Genomic DNA, 16,716 nt, shown 5'->3' with positions numbered 1-16,716 from the left:
ATCAAGATGAAAAATCTTCGAACAAATATGGACTTATGGTTAATAAAGATTGATGTACGCTGGAGAGCACTTCCTCTTCAAAAACAGTACAAGTACATTCTGTATTCTTTTATCAGTTATTTGATTCTTACTGTAGTTGTTACACTTAGCGTTTGGTTTGAAACCGGAAAACACAGCAGAAAGCTGGATGTGGAGCGTATCGAAAACGCTCTTCTCAAAAAGAACGAATCCACAGCGTCGCTACGGGATTCCTTGTTGTTAATTATAAAAAACAGAAAACATGAAAGAAAGTGAAAACAAAAAAAATACGGTCTTGGTTACGGATGGTAGCTTAGATAAAAGTACAGATATAGCGCGAGAATCTTCAGATAATAATGTAGAAAAATTTAAAAAGCCAATCCTGTTTGCGTTGATGGGTATAGTATTTCTTGGTTGTATGTATCTACTATTCAAACCATCGGAAAACATAAGAAAGACAGAAGATGTAGGTCTCAATGATTCCGTTCCTCAGGCTTCTACTATCGGTTTACAGAATGATAAACAAAAAGCCTATGAACAGGAAATAGTGGAACAAAAAAATCGAGAAAAACAAAATGCGCTAACCTCTCTTTCTGATTACTGGAATGAAGGGAGTACAGAAGAATCATTGCAAGATGTTCCTGAAACAGAAAAAGAAACCAATACTAATACTTCGCTGAATAGTTATCGCAATGCACAAAATACGTTAGGCAGTTTTTACAATAATGATAAATCTGAAACGCAGGAATTACGCAAACAATTAGATGAGGTAAAAAAAGAGTTAGCAAGAAAGGAAGAAACACCTACCAATATTGTTGACAATCAATTGGAGTTAATGGAGAAGTCATATCAGATGGCGGCTAAATATTTGCCAGTCAATAAGACTTCAACGGAACAATTAAATGAAAAAACAATGGCTGTTTCTACTGCTTCAACCGAAAAGGAATCTTTTATTTCATTTATTCCTGCTCGAAAAAATGCTGTTTCGTCATTGAATAGAGATCTTCCTGACAGTTCATTTATAGCCAATTGGAGCGAAAGTCGTAATCGAGGATTTTACACTGCAGGGAAAATCGAAAAGGAGACACAGCTCAAAAATAGTATTCGAGCAGTTATCCAAACCACACAGTTAGTATCAGTGGAAAGTAGTGTTCGTTTGCGTTTATTAGAGCCTGCCAAAATGCAAAATCATATTATTCCGCAAGGAACGGTGTTGACGGCAAATTCAAAATTTAATCAAGGAAGGCTGCAAATGAAAATTACTTCTATTGAGTTGGATGGTACTATCCTCCCTGTTGATCTTACTATCTATGGATTAGATGGACAACAAGGATTATTTGTACCCTATTCTCCCGAAATGAGCGCTGTGAAAGAAATGGCTGCCAATATGGGACAAACTTCAGGAAGCAGTATTATGCTTTCAAGTTCCCCAGGACAACAGATAGCTGGCGATTTGAGCCGTGGCCTTGTGCAGGGTATTTCAGGTTATTTTTCAAAAAAAATGAAAACTCCAAAAGTCACTTTGAAGGCAGGCCTTCAAGTGTTTCTAGTTTCAAAAAAATAATTATTCACTTTAATAAAAAATTTAAATATGAAAACTACAAAAAAATATATAGTAATAGTACTGGTCTTATTTTTAGGATACAGTATGGAATCAGAAGGGCAAGTGACTGTTACTAATGCCCAAAAATTGGACTTAGAAAAAATAGATCCGTACCCGATAGAGGTAACTTATAGTAAAACGTCGCATCTACTCTTTCCTTCTGCAATACGATACGTAGATTTAGGAAGTGACTATTTGATTGCAAGCAAAGCAGAAGATGCAGAAAATGTACTAAGAGTAAAAGCTTCAGTCCGTAATTTCGATGAGGAAACAAACTTTTCTGTAATTACCGAAGACGGGCATTTTTATAATTTCAATGTCCTCTACAATTCTAGTCCTATGGATATAAATTATAATCTTTTGGAAATGCAGAAAGGGATAAATAGAGAGCATAGAAATGGTGTCCTATTTGAGGAACTCGGAAAAAATTCGCCTTCACTGGTAGACGATTTAATGGGAATAATATACAAAAAAGACAAACGTTTAATAAAGAATAAGGGTGCTAGAAGTTATGGTGTCGAGTTCATATTAAAAGGAATCTATGTAGATGATGGCAAGTTCTATTTCCATACTCAAGTTACTAATTGCAGTTATGTCTCTTTCCATGTCGATTTTGTTACTTTCAAAGTAGTTGATAAAAAGCTAGCCAAACGTACGGTTATACAAGAAATGACGTTGAATCCACTAAGAATTTACAAACCATTGGACGAAATTAAAGGTAAAACGGTAGAGCGAAATATATTTTTATTGGATCAATTTACTATTGCCGATGACAAAGTACTCCTGATAGAAATTTATGAGAAAAACGGAGCGAGACATCAGTTGATAAAACTTAAAAATTCAGATTTGGTCAGGGCAATACTGATAAAAGACAGGAAGTTTCATAATTAAAATTGGTTCTTTATAAAGGAGGTATTTGAGGATAATTCTCTCATAGTATTCAAAATATAATAATGGGCAAATAGGCTGTTTCACGACTTGTGATATAGCCTATTTTTGTTGGGTATATTACAGTGTTTTTTTTCCTGTTTATAAATAAATACGCAACTTACTGATTTATAAATAGTAAGTTCCGTACTGATGAGGTAGTTTGTATTAAATTTAAAATTAAAAAAAATCAAATTATGAATCCAACAATGGTTTTAAGTGGTTTAGCTTTGCTAAGTGGTTTTGGTATTCGTTATTGGATAAACAGAAGAAAATTTTACAGAAGAAGTCCTTTGGGAGCGGAAAGTTTTTCAAGTTATGAAAAATCAGTCTTTATTTCATTTTTGGAACGTACAGGAAAATGGATTGCTTATATTCTGATTATTTTTGGACTACTTTTATTATGGAGTTATTCAAAACAACAGAAAGAGAATATTGAGCTAATTCAAAAAGAAGTTCAAAACAAAAATTAATTAGGCTACATTCTTTTAAGGCATAAGTTTATTGCTTTGCAATTTATTAGTTTTTGCAATAAAATAATAGTTAGTTTTACATAAATAAAACACTGCATCTTTTGAAAAATATTTTAATAATTGATGACGAAGTAAAACTTCGTGGATTACTCGCTAGGATTATAAAATCAGAGGGATTTGCGGTCGTTGAAGCTTCAGATTTGAAGTTAGGATTCAAGAAACTTGAGCAGAATGATATTGATATTGTTTTGTGCGATGTGAAACTTCCGGACGGAAACGGTGTCGATTTTCTTCAAAAAATTAAAACTAAATTTCCGTTAACTGAAGTAATTTTATTAACGGCTTACGGCAATATATCTGACGGTGTTCAAGCGATGAAAAATGGAGCATTTGATTATATTGTCAAAGGAGATGATAACGATAAAATAATTCCACTTTTATACAAAGCTATGGAAAAAGTACAACTGCAGAAGAAAGTGAAGCAGCTGGAAAATCGCATTATGAATAAGTATTCCTTTGATGCTATCATAGGAAAGTCTAAAGCTTTATTAGAGGTTATTGAATTGGCAAAAAAAGTAGCCAAAACAGATTCTACCGTTTTATTAACCGGAGAAACAGGAACGGGTAAAGAAGTTTTTGCCCAAGCTATACACGAAAATAGTACTCGGGTAGGAAAATCTTTTGTGGCCCTGAATTGTAGTACTTTTAGTAAAGAATTATTAGAAAGCGAATTGTTTGGACACCGTCAAGGTGCGTTTACAGGAGCTGTAAAAGACAAAAAGGGTTTTATCGAAGAAGCAAATGGAGGTACGTTATTCTTAGATGAAATAGGAGAGATGCCTCTTGATTTACAAGCCAAATTGTTAAGAGTTTTAGAAACCAATGAATACATAACCGTTGGAGATAGTACCCCAAAAAAATCCAACTTCAGGTTGATTGCTGCCACAAATCGCAATTTAAAAATAGAAAGTGAGGCTCATCGTTTTCGATCTGATTTATACTATAGGTTGAATATTTTCGAAATAAACTTACCACCTTTGCGTGCGCGTGTAAAGGATATACGTGGTCTTACTAGTTTTTTTGTCGAAAAATTTTCAGTCGCAATCAATAAGAAAACGCTAGGAATTGAGGACGATTTTTTGGAGCACCTAGAAAAATATACTTGGTCAGGTAATGTGCGTGAGCTTAAAAATGTAATTGAAAGAGCTGTAATTTTAGCTTCTTCGAATTCTTTAACTGCAGCCGATTTACCTTATGAAATTATAAATTATAAAGAGAATAGTGGTGATACTGTTCTATCTGCCTTCGCTATAAATAGTATGGAAAAACTACATATTCAAAAAGTATTAAACTATACTAATGGGAATAAAGCAGAAGCTGCCAGGTTGTTAGAAATTGGAATTGCTACTTTATACCGTAAGTTAGAAGAATATAAAATTTAATAAAACCTATCATTTCAATAAAAAGCCTATCATTTTGATAGGCTTTTTTTGTGGACTAAAATGATGTTTATGTGTTAATCTGTTGATAAATAATTGATTATGTAGTTTGTTCTTTTTTTGGAATGTCTTTTGGCTTTGCACTAGAAAATAAATAACATTCAAATGAAAAATCAAGTTACTAATGTATTCAAAAATGCAGAACGATTTGCCGACATTACTAAAAAAGCACTAATCGCTGGAAACGTAAAAAGGGCCAAAAAATGTTTAAGTATTGCTGAGAAATTATTTCTAACTGGTAGTACCGAAACTAGCGGGATAATTGCCAATGTCTATCTCTATTCTATTGCATCTTTTTTAAAAGTAAAGAACTGCACCATTTCGAACTTATTTCCTGAAGTTTTGAAAATAGAATATTCAAAGCAATGTCATTAACCTTATTACAATTATTATGATAGCAACAATTTTATTACTAGGCTTAGCCATACTACTGTTTAGCCTCTGTTTTTTAATAATCGAATTATTCGAAAAAATCTAAAATTATGACTGCACTTTTTATTGTCGCAATAGCTGTTTTTGGCTATATGGTTTATGTATTACTTAAGCCAGAAAAATTCTAAAATGAACAAGGATAAAAATAAGCAAGTGTTGCTAATTGTTATGTAGCAGATTTTCGCCATTGCAGTTTTAGTTCTTGTTTGTTTAAAAACCAAAATTTATTTAACCCTTAATACTAAAAAATGAATACAGAAATATTTGGAATTATAGCAATGTTTATGCTTACTCTAGCACTCGCTGTTCCATTAGGAAAATACATTTCCAAGGTTTACGGACTCGAGAAAACTTGGCTAGATTTTATATTCAACCCAATTGAAAGAATGTTTTTCAAATTAAGTGGCGTTAATCTAGAGCAAGAAATGAACTGGAAACAACACATGAAAGCTTTACTAACTATCAATATAGTTTGGTTTTTAATAGGAATGATCATCATGATGACCATGGGAAGTTTGCCCATGAATCCAGATGGAAATCCAAGTATGTCAGCTGATTTAGCTTTTAACACTGTGATTTCTTTCGTGGTGAATTGCAACCTGCAACATTATTCAGGTGAAACAGGAATTAGCTATCTAGGACAGTTCTATTTGATGTTTCTCCAGTTTGTAAGTGCAGCGACTGGAATGGCTGCTGCTGTTGTCGTCTTTAGAGCATTTCGAGATAATACTACAACTGAATTAGGGAATTTTTATACGTATTTTATGAAATCATGTACACGTATTTTACTTCCGATTTCTTTTGTAGTGGCAATTATACTGGCTTTTCAAGGAACTCCAATGACCTTTGAAGGAAAAGACACGATTACTACTTTACAAGGTAATTTACAAGATGTTTCGCGTGGACCTGTTGCTGCTTTTGTAGCGATAAAACATGTTGGTACCAATGGAGGAGGATTTTTTGGAACCAATTCTGCACATCCTTTTGAAAATCCAACTTATTTCTCCAATATGGTCGAAATGATTGCTCAAATGTTGCTTCCATTCGCAATGATATTCGCTTTCGGATATTTCATTAAAAGGAAGAAATTCTCGTGGATGATTTTTGGCGTAATGACTGTTGGATTCTTGGCTTTGGCAATCCCTAACATCGTCAGTGAAATGCAGGGTAATCCTATGATTACAAAAATGGGGATTAATACTTCACTAGGTGCCATGGAGGGAAAAGAATCAAGAATTGGTGCAGCTGCAACAGGATACTGGAGTATTGCTACTACTGTAATTTCTACAGGTTCAGTCAATTCAATGCACGACAGCACGATGCCTCTTTCTGGTATGAATGAATTGCTAGCGATGATGATTAATAGCTTTTATGGTGGAGTTGGAGTTGGAATTTTAAACTTCTTTATCTTCATAATTTTAGCGGTTTTTATAAGTGGATTAATGGTTGGAAGGACACCAGAATTTTTCGGAAAGAAAGTCGAAGCTAGAGAAATGAAAATAGCGATGATCATTGCTTTGATTCACCCATTCTTAATATTAGTTGGAACTGCATTAACGGCTGCTATGCCTCAGTATGGCGCAGCAACATTAAATAATCCTGGATTTCATGGACTTAGTGAAATGTTATACGAATTCACATCGGCATCCGCAAATAACGGAAGTGGGTTTGAAGGTTTAGGAGACAATACCTTTTGGTGGAATGTTTCTACAGGTATCGTGCTGCTTCTTGCACGTTTTCTGCCAATTATTGGACCTGTAGCCATCGCTGGACTCTTAGCACAAAAGAAATATATACCTGAAAGCGATGGAACATTAAAAACGGATACGGCAACTTTTGGTTTAGTGACCTTAACTGTTATTTTAATTATCGCCGCGTTAGCTTTTTTTCCTGTACTAGCATTAGGGCCTATAGCTGAATATTTTACTATTTACTAAAAAGAATTTAAAATGAATAAAGATCAATCATTATTTCAAAAGGAGATTGTGCAACAAGCATTGGTACAGTCTTTTGTGAAATTGAATCCGAAGTTAATGTTTAAAAACCCTGTGATGTTTACGGTAGAAATCGGGACAATCGTTATGCTGTTTGTCTCTATTTGGACATTGGCAGGTGAAACATCACAAGGTAGTTTTGGGTATAATTTTGTTGTATTCCTAGTACTGTTATTTACCTTGTTGTTTGCCAATTTTGCTGAAGCTATTGCCGAAGCACGAGGAAAAGCACAAGCTGACAGTTTACGAAAAACAAGAGAAGAAACACCAGCAACCTTAAAAAGTGGAGAAACCATTTCTTCTTCGCAACTGAAAAAGGGAGATTTGTTTGTTTGCGAAGCTGGCGATACCATCCCAACGGATGGAGAAATCGTAGCAGGTTTAGCAACAATAGATGAAAGTGCCATAACGGGTGAATCGGCTCCAGTCATCCGCGAGTCAGGTGGAGATAAAAGTTCAGTAACTGGTGGTACAAAAGTATTGTCAGACCGTATTATAGTGGAAGTGACCAATGAGCCAGGAGAGAGTTTTTTAGACAAAATGATTGCTTTGGTAGAAGGAGCCTCACGCCAAAAAACTCCAAATGAAATTGCCTTAACGATATTGCTTTCGGGTTTTACTTTAGTATTTATAATTGTTTGCGTGACTTTAAAACCATTTGCAGACTATTCAAATGTAAATATTACGATAGCTTCATTTATAGCATTATTTGTTTGTTTGATACCAACCACAATTGGAGGTTTATTATCTGCGATTGGAATAGCAGGTATGGACAGAGCTTTAAGAGCCAATGTAATTACCAAAAGTGGTAGAGCGGTTGAAACTGCAGGAGATATTGATGTATTGTTGTTGGATAAAACGGGAACAATTACTATTGGTAATCGAAAAGCAACTCATTTCTATGCTGCTCCTGGTATTTCACAAGAGCAATTGGTTAAAGCAGCAGTTTTAAGTTCTATGTCGGATGACACTCCCGAAGGGAAATCAATCGTAGAATTGGCAAAAATAGATCCTTTGACGTTGCAAGTGAATAACGCACAATTTATCAAATTTACTGCTGAGACGAGAAGTTCAGGAATCAATTTTGAGGGAACTCGAATTAGAAAGGGCGCAACTGATGCCATCAAAAGTATGGTCATCAATGCGGGAAATCCTTTTCCAACCGAGCTTTTAGATCAAGTAAAAACGATTGCTGAAAACGGAGGTACTCCTTTAGTAGTTTCTGAAAATGAAGTGGTACTTGGAGTGATTGAATTGCAAGATATCATCAAAACGGGAATGTTCGAACGATTTGAACGCCTCCGTAAAATGGGTATAAAAACGGTCATGGTGACGGGAGATAATCCTTTGACTGCAAAGTTTATAGCCGAAAAAGCAGGAGTTGATGATTTTATTGCTGAAGCCAAACCAGAAGATAAGATGAACTACATCATACAGGAACAACTAGCAGGAAGGCTAGTTGCCATGATGGGAGATGGTACTAATGATGCACCGGCTTTGGCTCAAGCAGATGTTGGTGTTGCTATGAACAGCGGAACGCAAGCAGCAAAAGAAGCAGGAAATATGGTCGATTTAGACAATGACCCAACCAAGTTAATTGAGATTGTTGAAATTGGGAAACAGTTATTAATGACCCGCGGTACGCTTACTACTTTTAGTATTGCTAATGATGTTGCCAAATATTTTGCCATCATACCAGCTTTATTCATTACTGCAATTCCAGCGCTTCAAGGATTGAATATTATGCATTTACACAGTCCTGAAAGTGCCATACTTTCAGCAGTAATATTCAACGCAATCATTATTCCGTTCTTGATACCATTAGCGTTAAAAGGAGTGAGCTACAAACCAATTGGTGCAAGTGCTTTGTTGAGAAGAAATCTATTGCTTTTTGGTGTAGGTGGAATCATAGTACCGTTTATAGGGATCAAATTGATTGATATTGTAGTTGCATTATTTATTTAAAAAAAAAAGAAATTATGAAAAATAATTTAATAATAGGAATTAGAATGACCGTTGTCATGCTCGTACTTTTCATGGTAATTTATCCACTATCGGTTTGGGCAGTTGCTCAATTAGCGCCAAATAATGGTAAAGGTGAAGAGGTAGCATACAAACAAAGTAACGGATACTCCAACATTGGTCAAAAATTTTCAGCTGACGAATACTTTTGGGGAAGACCATCTGCTGTAGATTATAACGCTGCTGGCTCAGGAGCTAGTAATAAAGGAGCTTCTAACGAAGAATATTTAGCTGTAGTTCAAGGTCGTATTGATACTTTTTTACTAAAGAATCCTACCTTAAAAAAGGCACAAGTACCAGTTGATCTAGTGACCGCTAGTGGAAGCGGATTAGATCCTAACATATCTGTTGCAAGTGCTAAAGTACAGATTGAGAGACTTCAAAAGGCGAGAAACATGGGTCGCGAAAAATTAAATTCGTTAATAGATGCAAATACAGAACAGCCCTTTTTAGGCGTTTTTGGACCTAGAAAAGTGAATGTTTTAAAATTAAATGTTGCGCTCGATCAACTTAAATAAAGTATCTGAAAATCAGGGAGATGTAACGCTATCTCCCTTTTTTTTAATCAAACTAAATCAATTACAATGAATACAAAAATAGTTACAGTCGCATTATCACTTATTTTATCGAGTGCTGTTTTTGCGCAAGAAGAGAAAAAAAATCCGTTAACGTTTTCTGGTTATGTTGAAACCTACTTTCAATACGATGCAAATAATCCTGATAATAATATACGTCCAAGCTTTATTTACAGTCACAACCGAAATAATGAGGTAAGTTTAAATTTGGGTTTACTAAAAGCAACCTACGATACAGGAATGGTTCGCGCCAATTTGGCTTTAGCAGCTGGCTCGTACATGAATGTAAATTATTCAGCTGAGCCTGGAGTTTTAAAAAATATTTTTGAAGCAAACGTAGGATTTAAAGTTTTGAAAAGTCAAAATTTATGGATTACAGCAGGTGTTTTACCTTCACATATCGGTTTTGAAAGTGCTGCTGGTGCGGACTGCATTACCTTAACTAGAAGTATAATGGCTGAAAATTCTCCATATTTTGAGGCTGGAGCCAAAATTACTTATGTTTCTCCAAGTGGGCAATGGGAATTGTCAGGATTGTATTTGAATGGTTGGCAAAGAATTCAGCGCGTTGATGGAAATGCTACTCCTGCTTTTGGGCATCAACTAATTTACAGGCCAACAAACAAAATAACCTTAAACAGCAGTTCTTTTATTGGAAATGATAAACCGGATGTTGTACGTCAAAGGCGTTATTTTCATGATTTTTATGGACAGTTTGAACTAACAAGTAAAGTGAAATTGATGGCAGGATTCGATATGGGTTTGGAACAGGATATTACTCAAGGCGATCATTATAACAAATGGTACGGAGCTTCAGCGATGACACAAATTACGGTAACTGATAAATTTAATTTGGCGATAAGGACAGAATATTACCAAGATAAAAAAGGAGTAATTATCGCTACAGGAACTCCAAACGGGTTTGAAACGTATGGTGCTTCCGTGAATTCAGATTATAAAATAAGTTCGAATTTAGTTTGGAGAATTGAAGTAAAAAATTACACTAGTAGAGATGCTATTTTTATTAAAAAAAGTGCAGGGTCTAATAATGATAGTGTAGTATTGTCAACATCCTTAGCGATGAAATTCTAAAAATTCATTTCTAGTCTTTAGAAAAAAAAACTAGAGTTGTCGTTTTTTGTTGCTTAATTTTTTTCGATAAAAAAGTAATTATAAACTGTTACTTGAAAGATAAAGGATGTTTCTAGTGGATCGCAAATTTATAAGATGTTGTATTAAAAAATAAAGTTAAGATGAAACAAATAATTTTAAAACTTAGATTTAAATTTTTGAGTGTGCTACCTATATTATTACTGTACTTAATCATAGTTTCAGGATGCCAAAAAAAATCTTCAGAGCAATTAAAAACAGCTGCTAGTTCGATTAATGAAAATCTAGCAAGTAATTATAAATTAGAAAAGAAATGCCGTGAGGATCAATATTTCTGGAGTACAGTTCTGGACGAAGAGTTCAACAAAGTAGAAAAAAGTAAAAAGAGTATGGTAGCAAACCATTTTGAACTTTTTTATCCCGTTACAGTTAAAGAAAAGCTCATCACTGTAAAAAAAACAACGGTGCACAGAAAAGTAAAATCACTACCTATCGCGACCGAAGTTGGATTAGCAATTAATGCAAACATTTCTATTGATCGTGCAAAAAAGCAGGCTGTACGGATTGCAAGAGCAAGAAGCATTTCGATAAAAATTATAGATTCGATCATTAAGGAACATACTGAAAAAAGATTAATTGGATGTTTGGGTCCAAAAACAATTAATGTTGTAATGTTAAATTCTGAATTAGACAAGTTAGCTAAATAATTTTAGGAGGTTAGGATTTACTTCAGATAGTCGTGAAAATCATTTTTTTGAAGAAAAGAGTGCAACAGGTCGCTAGATTAGCTTCTGAAATAAGTAAAAAAAGTAGGAGATTAAATTATTTGTGGTATCAAAAAAAACATGGAACAAGAAAGACAAAATAATGCGCAGCATTTTTTGGATTTGATTCAAAAATCGCGAAAAGGAAAGTTTAAAATCTACATTGGCATGAGTGCCGGTGTAGGTAAAACCTATAGAATGTTGCAAGAAGCCCATACATTGTTAAGGAAAGGGATTGATGTAAAAATTGGTTATGTTGAAACACATTCTAGAAAAGAAACTCTGGAATTACTAACTGGTTTACCTGTAATACCAAGGCGAACAATTTTCTATAAAGGCAAAGAACTAGAGGAATTGGATGTTCAAGCTATAATTAATCTTAGGCCAGAGGTCGTAATTGTGGATGAACTAGCACACTCTAATGTTGAGGGTAGTAAAAATGAAAAACGATGGCAGGATGTTTTGGAAGTTTTAGAAGCTGGAATTAACGTTATTTCTGCTATAAATATTCAACATATCGAAAGTTTAAATGCAGTAGTAAAGGAAATTACGGGTGTGGAAGTACAAGAGCGCGTACCCGATAATGTTTTAAGTATGGCGGATGAAGTAGTCAATATTGATCTAACCGCAGAGGAATTGATCAACAGATTGAAGGAAGGTAAAATTTATGGAGAAGACAAAATACAATTGGCTTTGGCCAATTTTTTTAAATCAGATCAGATATTACAACTACGCGAATTGGCACTAAAAGAAGTAGCAAGTCAAGTAGTACGAAAAGTAGAGCATGAAAAGCCTAAAAGTGCTAATTTCAGACATGATAAATTTCTTGCTTGTATTAGTAGCAATGATAAAACGGCAAAAATTGTGATCAGAAAAACGGCACGTTTAGCTAGTTATTACAACTGTAAATGGTTAGTATTGTATGTGCAAACTCCACAAGAAAGTAGTGTTAGAATTCCGCTTGCTAAACAGCGTTATCTCATAAATAATTTAAAATTAGCAACCCAGTTAGGAGCCGAAGTAATTAAAAAAGAAAACAGTAAAATTACCAATGCGATTCTCGAAGTAGTAGAGCAAAAACAGATTACAACGGTTTGCATAGGAAAACCACATTTCAATTTATTTAAAGTAATTTTGTCTTCGAGTATTTTTAATAAATTATTAAATAAGTTGGCTTCATCAAATGTTGATCTTATAATTTTATCCTAATGAGAATTAAAACTAAATTAAATTTAAGTGTAGGTCTATTATTTTCGCTAATAATTTTACTTTCAGTTGTCAGTGTTTATTATATCAATTCGATAAAACAAGATACCCAAAACATCCTTAAAGCCAATTATGATTCACTAGAGTATGCTAGGAACATGTTAATGGCAATGGACGATATTAGTGAAAATAATAATGATGCTAATTTGATTTTTAGAAAAAATTTAGAATTGCAACTTCTCAATATTACAGAGAAAAATGAAGCGAAAATGACTCATAAGTTAAAAACAGCTTTCCATTTATTACAAAAAAATACTGATTCAGTAGTAGCTAGATCGGAGATGCACGATGCTATTTTGGAGATTATGAAACTCAATACAGATGCAATAAAGCTAAAAAGTGATATCGCCCAAAAAACAGCCGAAACAGCGAATTTTTATATTATGATATTGGGAACGCTTTGTTTTCTTATTGCTTTCAACCTATTGGTGAATTTGCCAAATAATATTGCAAATCCTATCAAGGAGTTGACTACGAGTATTCAAGAAATTGCGAACAAAAACTACTCAGAAAGAGTTCATTTTTTACAGCACAATGAATTTGGAGATTTGGCTCGTTCCTTTAATATCATGGCCGAAAAGTTGCAAGAATATAATAATAGTAATTTATACAGTTTGTCTTTTGAAAAGAAAAGATTAGAAACATTAATTAATAAAATGCACGATCCTATTATAGGATTAGACACTAGTAATACTATTTTATTCGTTAATGATGAAGCTCTTGCCGTATTTGGCTTAAAGCAAGAGGAGGTTGTAGGCAAAAACGTAGTTGCTTTGGCTGTAAAAAATGATTTAATTAGGTTGCTATTAACCTCAGAAACGAATGAAAAGATCTTGCCAATAAAAATTTTTGCAGATAATAGAGAAAGTTATTTCGAAAAAGAAGTGGTAGACATTACTATAATACCAACGGGCGAGGAGAAAGAGATCGCTATTGGAAATGTAATTATCTTAAGAAATGTCACTTTTTTTAAAGAATTAGATTTTGCTAAAACCAACTTTATAGCGACAGTTTCTCATGAATTAAAAACTCCAATATCCTCTATAAAATTCAGCTTGCAACTACTAGAAAACGCAGAAACTGGACTGATTAACAAGGAACAAAAGCTACTGTTAGACAGTATAAAAGAAGACAGTCAAAGGCTGCTTAAATTAACGGGGGAGCTACTTGATATTTCGCAACTAGAAACAGGAAAGATAAATTTGAAAATTGAGAAAACAAATCCCTATCTGATAGTAGATCATGCTGTTGATGCAGTAAAAATGCAAGCAGAAAATAAACAAATTGAAATTGTTATTGATGAGGCAGAAGACCTGCCATTTATAAATGCGGACAGCGAAAAAACGGTTTGGGTCTTAATTAATTTTTTAACCAATGCTATTAACTATTCTAGTTTGGAGAGTAAAATTATTGTTCAAGTAAGGAAAGCAGATAATCAAGTTGTATTTCGAGTTATTGATACTGGCAAAGGGATTGATTCTAGGTACAAACATAAAGTGTTTGATAAGTATTTTCAAATTCCAGGTAGTAATAAATCAGGAACAGGTTTGGGATTGGCAATTAGCAAGGAATTTATTGAAGCGCAACATGGGAAAATAACAGTGGAAAGTGAACTAGGTTTGGGGAGTACATTTAGTATACTGCTGAATTTAGTTTAGTTGTACCAAATTGAAATTTATAAGTTGTGTAATTTCAAATGACTAAAGTCAAAAATAGTAGTTGTAAAACTTGAGGTTTGGGAAAAAGATCAACTAAAATAAATAGGATACTGAATATCCTATCCAGTAATTTCGACCTTTTTGATAAAATAGCATGAGCAATGAGCATCTGTGCTATTGCTGTTTAACTAAAATGGTTGTACCGTTTCCTGCAAAAAGACTTTCCCGATCATAGGAAGGGAGTGTCTTTTTGCAGCCAGACTTAGAGGTAATGCAACCGGAATAGGTTGTGTCCTAAAATCTTTAAGATTTAGAAAAAAAACTTTATTCTGTAAAAACAATTAAATTTTTTAAAATAGGCGACTGCTTTTTTAAGTAGTCGCCTTTAATTATAAAATTTGTTTAATTGAAGTTGAAAACGTCAGTACCATTTTTTTGAAATGAGGTACATAATTCAAAAGCCTTTTGAGATTTTAATTGTGCAGTACCTCCCAAAATAATAGATTGTAATTTTGCTTCATTGTCCTTATAGCTACGTACATTTTGGTAGTAGCCTGTAACTGCATTGTATGCCCCAAACAAAGTGCCTTTTGTGGTATCCATTTGCTGTGTGTCACTGGTCATAGCATAGGTAAAAGCATCCTCAACTGTGTTTTTAAATACTGTGGATATTTCACTATCATTTCCAGTTTTAAGATGTTGTAAGGTTTCTTTGTTAGGGCATAGTGCAAATTGTATCAATTTTTTAATCTCGCTATCATTTACCTTTACTTTTGCCCAATCATTAAAGATTCCTTCTAATTGGTTACTAAATTCATTTGCTAATTCCATCACTTTATGAGCGTTATCTAAACGCTGTTTTGCTCCCGAAGTATGGCGGATGCGTACCACGTTGCTCATATTTAGAAGTGAAGCGTTAAGCGTATTTTAGCATACAATTCTAACAGGTGTAAAAGCTGCCGTAATACTTCCGCTACCATCATGTGAAGTGGTGAGGAAAATGTATTTTTCGGTGACATCATCACCATTACCAACACGAATATAGTTAGGTAATTTTGCTGTAATAAAAATGCGTTCTCCATTACCTAATGCGCCTGCAGTCTCGTACATAATTCCATCTGTACCACCTACAATAGCATCAAAGAAACTAAATGCTTCACGATTTTGTACAATATGATAATCTTTGCCGACTACACCCAAAACAGCATTGTTATCCGTACGTATAGTAGTAAAATAATTAGGCACTTTTAATTCATTGTCCTTTATTTCTAAACTGTCAGTAGGATCAATTGTGTTTGATACCTTGGAATAAAGAGGACTTTTTATAACTTCATAATCAAGTCCTGCGTGGTTAATTGCTTCTGCACTTGTCGGATAGTCCTTTACGATTTGACCTAAACCGTGCCAAGCTTTTTGTTGTACGCTAAAAAATGAATAACGTCCGGTTCTTTCGTTGAAATTTAAATTGTGTGCCATGATTTTAAAGTTTTAAAAGTTGAAAAAAATTTTATGTATTTAGTGTTAAAATGGTAAATCATCAGCAGGTTCTAATGTGCTGATCCTTGTGTTATCCTGTGTTTTGATCCCGTGTATAAATTCAATTTTCTTAGTACCTCCGTGCAATTTTATTGCCGATGTATGAAAATTCAAACTTGATTTTAATTCTCCGTTAGTAGCTGTCCAGGCTCTTGTACTTACTCTACCTGTAAGCTCAACTAAAGTGCCTTTGGTGAGCATTTTTGTAACATTTGGACTTATCCAGTAGGAGGAATCAAAATAGCTTGTTTGCTCTTTGCGTTCGCCTTGCTTATTTCGGTAGCTGTCATTGATAGCTACCGAAAAATTCACTACTTGCTTGTCTTGTGGGGTTCTGTGTATTTCCGCATCCTTTGTTAATCTTCCGATGATATTCATGCTTTCTATTTTTAGGATTATTTTTTAAATTAATTTATTCGGTAATGAGAGGAGGAGCTGTTTTGTTTCACTCTAAATCCAATATAAATAGTATTACATTTCATTGTTGACATTTTTTTTATTCGTCCAAAGAGTCGGAGTATGCTATGTTTCGTTTCGAGAGCATAAAAGGTTAGTGTTTAGCAAAAACAAGGTTTTATCAAATAAATACTACCCGCATGGGTGGAGATTTTTTGATAAACCCGTAGGGCTTGATCTTTTTTTTGCGTCAAAAACACTAGTATACCTTTGCTCTTGAATTGGGACAATTAGCATATTGGCCTTTGAAAATAGATAGGATGGAAGCAAGGTTGTAAAGCGTATTATGTGTGATTGTAAAGAAGAAGGAGAATTCAATAACCTAACGCAACAAATGATAAATTTTATCTTTGTTGAATTATGAAAAAAACGTACAAGCGAAT

Annotated in this window: 15 protein-coding genes and 1 pseudogene; 14 read left to right on the top strand and 2 right to left on the bottom strand. The window is 34.0% G+C overall.

Annotated elements, in window-relative coordinates:
* Positions 1-6: 6 nt before the first annotated feature.
* The 14 genes from AC4PRO_RS15840 to AC4PRO_RS15775 all read left to right on the top strand — a co-directional run bounded on the left by AC4PRO_RS15840 (position 7) and on the right by AC4PRO_RS15775 (position 14,341).
* A complete protein-coding gene (locus tag AC4PRO_RS15840; RefSeq protein ID WP_492118062.1) occupies positions 7-294 on the top strand; it encodes a nitrogen regulatory IIA protein in 288 nt (95 codons plus the stop codon).
* The gene (gene traM / locus AC4PRO_RS15835) at positions 281-1,582 is read left to right on the top strand and encodes a conjugative transposon protein TraM (RefSeq protein WP_492118061.1); all 1,302 of its coding nucleotides are present in this window, start codon (positions 281-283) and stop codon (positions 1,580-1,582) included. Before AC4PRO_RS15840 ends, traM begins: the two co-directional genes overlap by 14 nt.
* Before the next feature lie 27 nt (positions 1,583-1,609).
* Positions 1,610-2,512 carry a conjugative transposon protein TraN gene (traN, locus tag AC4PRO_RS15830; RefSeq protein ID WP_492118060.1) on the top strand — a complete coding sequence of 301 codons (903 nt, stop codon included), beginning with the start codon at positions 1,610-1,612 and terminating at the stop codon, positions 2,510-2,512.
* Positions 2,513-2,745: 233 nt separating this feature from the next.
* The gene (locus AC4PRO_RS15825; RefSeq protein ID WP_492118059.1) at positions 2,746-3,021 is read left to right on the top strand and encodes a molybdenum ABC transporter permease; all 276 of its coding nucleotides are present in this window, start codon (positions 2,746-2,748) and stop codon (positions 3,019-3,021) included.
* 101 nt (positions 3,022-3,122) lie between these two features.
* A complete protein-coding gene (locus tag AC4PRO_RS15820; RefSeq protein ID WP_492118058.1) occupies positions 3,123-4,463 on the top strand; it encodes a sigma-54-dependent transcriptional regulator in 1,341 nt (446 codons plus the stop codon).
* Positions 4,464-4,625: 162 nt separating this feature from the next.
* A complete protein-coding gene (locus AC4PRO_RS15815) occupies positions 4,626-4,895 on the top strand; it encodes a DUF7674 family protein (RefSeq protein WP_492118057.1) in 270 nt (89 codons plus the stop codon).
* A gap of 107 nt (positions 4,896-5,002) precedes the next feature.
* Positions 5,003-5,080 carry a K(+)-transporting ATPase subunit F gene (kdpF, locus tag AC4PRO_RS15810; RefSeq protein ID WP_108742587.1) on the top strand — a complete coding sequence of 26 codons (78 nt, stop codon included), beginning with the start codon at positions 5,003-5,005 and terminating at the stop codon, positions 5,078-5,080.
* A gap of 120 nt (positions 5,081-5,200) precedes the next feature.
* On the top strand, positions 5,201-6,889 hold the full coding sequence (gene kdpA, locus AC4PRO_RS15805) for a potassium-transporting ATPase subunit KdpA (RefSeq protein ID WP_492118056.1): 1,689 nt from the start codon (positions 5,201-5,203) through the stop codon (positions 6,887-6,889).
* A gap of 12 nt (positions 6,890-6,901) precedes the next feature.
* On the top strand, positions 6,902-8,911 hold the full coding sequence (gene kdpB / locus AC4PRO_RS15800; RefSeq protein ID WP_492118055.1) for a potassium-transporting ATPase subunit KdpB: 2,010 nt from the start codon (positions 6,902-6,904) through the stop codon (positions 8,909-8,911).
* A 14-nt stretch (positions 8,912-8,925) separates the two neighbouring features.
* A complete protein-coding gene (locus AC4PRO_RS15795; protein WP_492118054.1) occupies positions 8,926-9,486 on the top strand; it encodes a K(+)-transporting ATPase subunit C in 561 nt (186 codons plus the stop codon).
* Positions 9,487-9,552: 66 nt separating this feature from the next.
* The gene (locus tag AC4PRO_RS15790; protein WP_492118053.1) at positions 9,553-10,635 is read left to right on the top strand and encodes a porin; all 1,083 of its coding nucleotides are present in this window, start codon (positions 9,553-9,555) and stop codon (positions 10,633-10,635) included.
* A 161-nt stretch (positions 10,636-10,796) separates the two neighbouring features.
* Positions 10,797-11,360 carry a potassium-transporting ATPase subunit C gene (locus AC4PRO_RS15785; RefSeq protein WP_492118052.1) on the top strand — a complete coding sequence of 188 codons (564 nt, stop codon included), beginning with the start codon at positions 10,797-10,799 and terminating at the stop codon, positions 11,358-11,360.
* A gap of 138 nt (positions 11,361-11,498) precedes the next feature.
* The gene (locus AC4PRO_RS15780) at positions 11,499-12,626 is read left to right on the top strand and encodes a sensor protein KdpD (RefSeq protein ID WP_492118051.1); all 1,128 of its coding nucleotides are present in this window, start codon (positions 11,499-11,501) and stop codon (positions 12,624-12,626) included.
* Entirely contained in the window at positions 12,626-14,341 is a 1,716-nt protein-coding gene (locus tag AC4PRO_RS15775) for a HAMP domain-containing sensor histidine kinase (RefSeq protein ID WP_492118050.1), read from the top strand. Before AC4PRO_RS15780 ends, AC4PRO_RS15775 begins: the two co-directional genes overlap by 1 nt.
* A gap of 402 nt (positions 14,342-14,743) precedes the next feature.
* Here the strand turns inward: AC4PRO_RS15775 and AC4PRO_RS15770 are convergent.
* Positions 14,744-15,817 (bottom strand): annotated as a pseudogene (locus AC4PRO_RS15770) (DUF932 domain-containing protein).
* 45 nt (positions 15,818-15,862) lie between these two features.
* The gene (locus tag AC4PRO_RS15765; RefSeq protein WP_492118049.1) at positions 15,863-16,255 is read right to left on the bottom strand and encodes a single-stranded DNA-binding protein; all 393 of its coding nucleotides are present in this window, start codon (positions 16,253-16,255) and stop codon (positions 15,863-15,865) included.
* Between the last annotated feature and the right edge of the window lie 461 nt (positions 16,256-16,716).

It is taken from the genome of Flavobacterium sp. DW-iso2 (assembly GCF_058725285.1).
The sequence above is the reverse complement of the archived record's forward strand: the minus strand, read 5'-3'. Positions and strand labels throughout refer to the sequence as shown.

What these genes read in the sequence shown, in the direction of transcription:
- AC4PRO_RS15785 (WP_492118052.1), top strand. Translation starts at nt 10,797, where the DNA reads ATGAAACAAATAATTTTAAAACTTAGATTTAAATTTTTGAGTGTGCTA.
- AC4PRO_RS15775 (WP_492118050.1), top strand. Translation starts at nt 12,626, where the DNA reads ATGAGAATTAAAACTAAATTAAATTTAAGTGTAGGTCTATTATTTTCG.
- AC4PRO_RS15840 (WP_492118062.1), top strand. Translation starts at nt 7, where the DNA reads ATGAAAAATCTTCGAACAAATATGGACTTATGGTTAATAAAGATTGAT.
- traN (WP_492118060.1), top strand. Translation starts at nt 1,610, where the DNA reads ATGAAAACTACAAAAAAATATATAGTAATAGTACTGGTCTTATTTTTA.
- AC4PRO_RS15815 (WP_492118057.1), top strand. Translation starts at nt 4,626, where the DNA reads ATGAAAAATCAAGTTACTAATGTATTCAAAAATGCAGAACGATTTGCC.
- kdpF (WP_108742587.1), top strand. Translation starts at nt 5,003, where the DNA reads ATGACTGCACTTTTTATTGTCGCAATAGCTGTTTTTGGCTATATGGTT.
- kdpA (WP_492118056.1), top strand. Translation starts at nt 5,201, where the DNA reads ATGAATACAGAAATATTTGGAATTATAGCAATGTTTATGCTTACTCTA.
- AC4PRO_RS15790 (WP_492118053.1), top strand. Translation starts at nt 9,553, where the DNA reads ATGAATACAAAAATAGTTACAGTCGCATTATCACTTATTTTATCGAGT.
- AC4PRO_RS15780 (WP_492118051.1), top strand. Translation starts at nt 11,499, where the DNA reads ATGGAACAAGAAAGACAAAATAATGCGCAGCATTTTTTGGATTTGATT.
- AC4PRO_RS15765 (WP_492118049.1), bottom strand. Translation starts at nt 16,255, where the DNA reads ATGAATATCATCGGAAGATTAACAAAGGATGCGGAAATACACAGAACC.
- traM (WP_492118061.1), top strand. Translation starts at nt 281, where the DNA reads ATGAAAGAAAGTGAAAACAAAAAAAATACGGTCTTGGTTACGGATGGT.
- AC4PRO_RS15825 (WP_492118059.1), top strand. Translation starts at nt 2,746, where the DNA reads ATGAATCCAACAATGGTTTTAAGTGGTTTAGCTTTGCTAAGTGGTTTT.
- kdpB (WP_492118055.1), top strand. Translation starts at nt 6,902, where the DNA reads ATGAATAAAGATCAATCATTATTTCAAAAGGAGATTGTGCAACAAGCA.
- AC4PRO_RS15795 (WP_492118054.1), top strand. Translation starts at nt 8,926, where the DNA reads ATGAAAAATAATTTAATAATAGGAATTAGAATGACCGTTGTCATGCTC.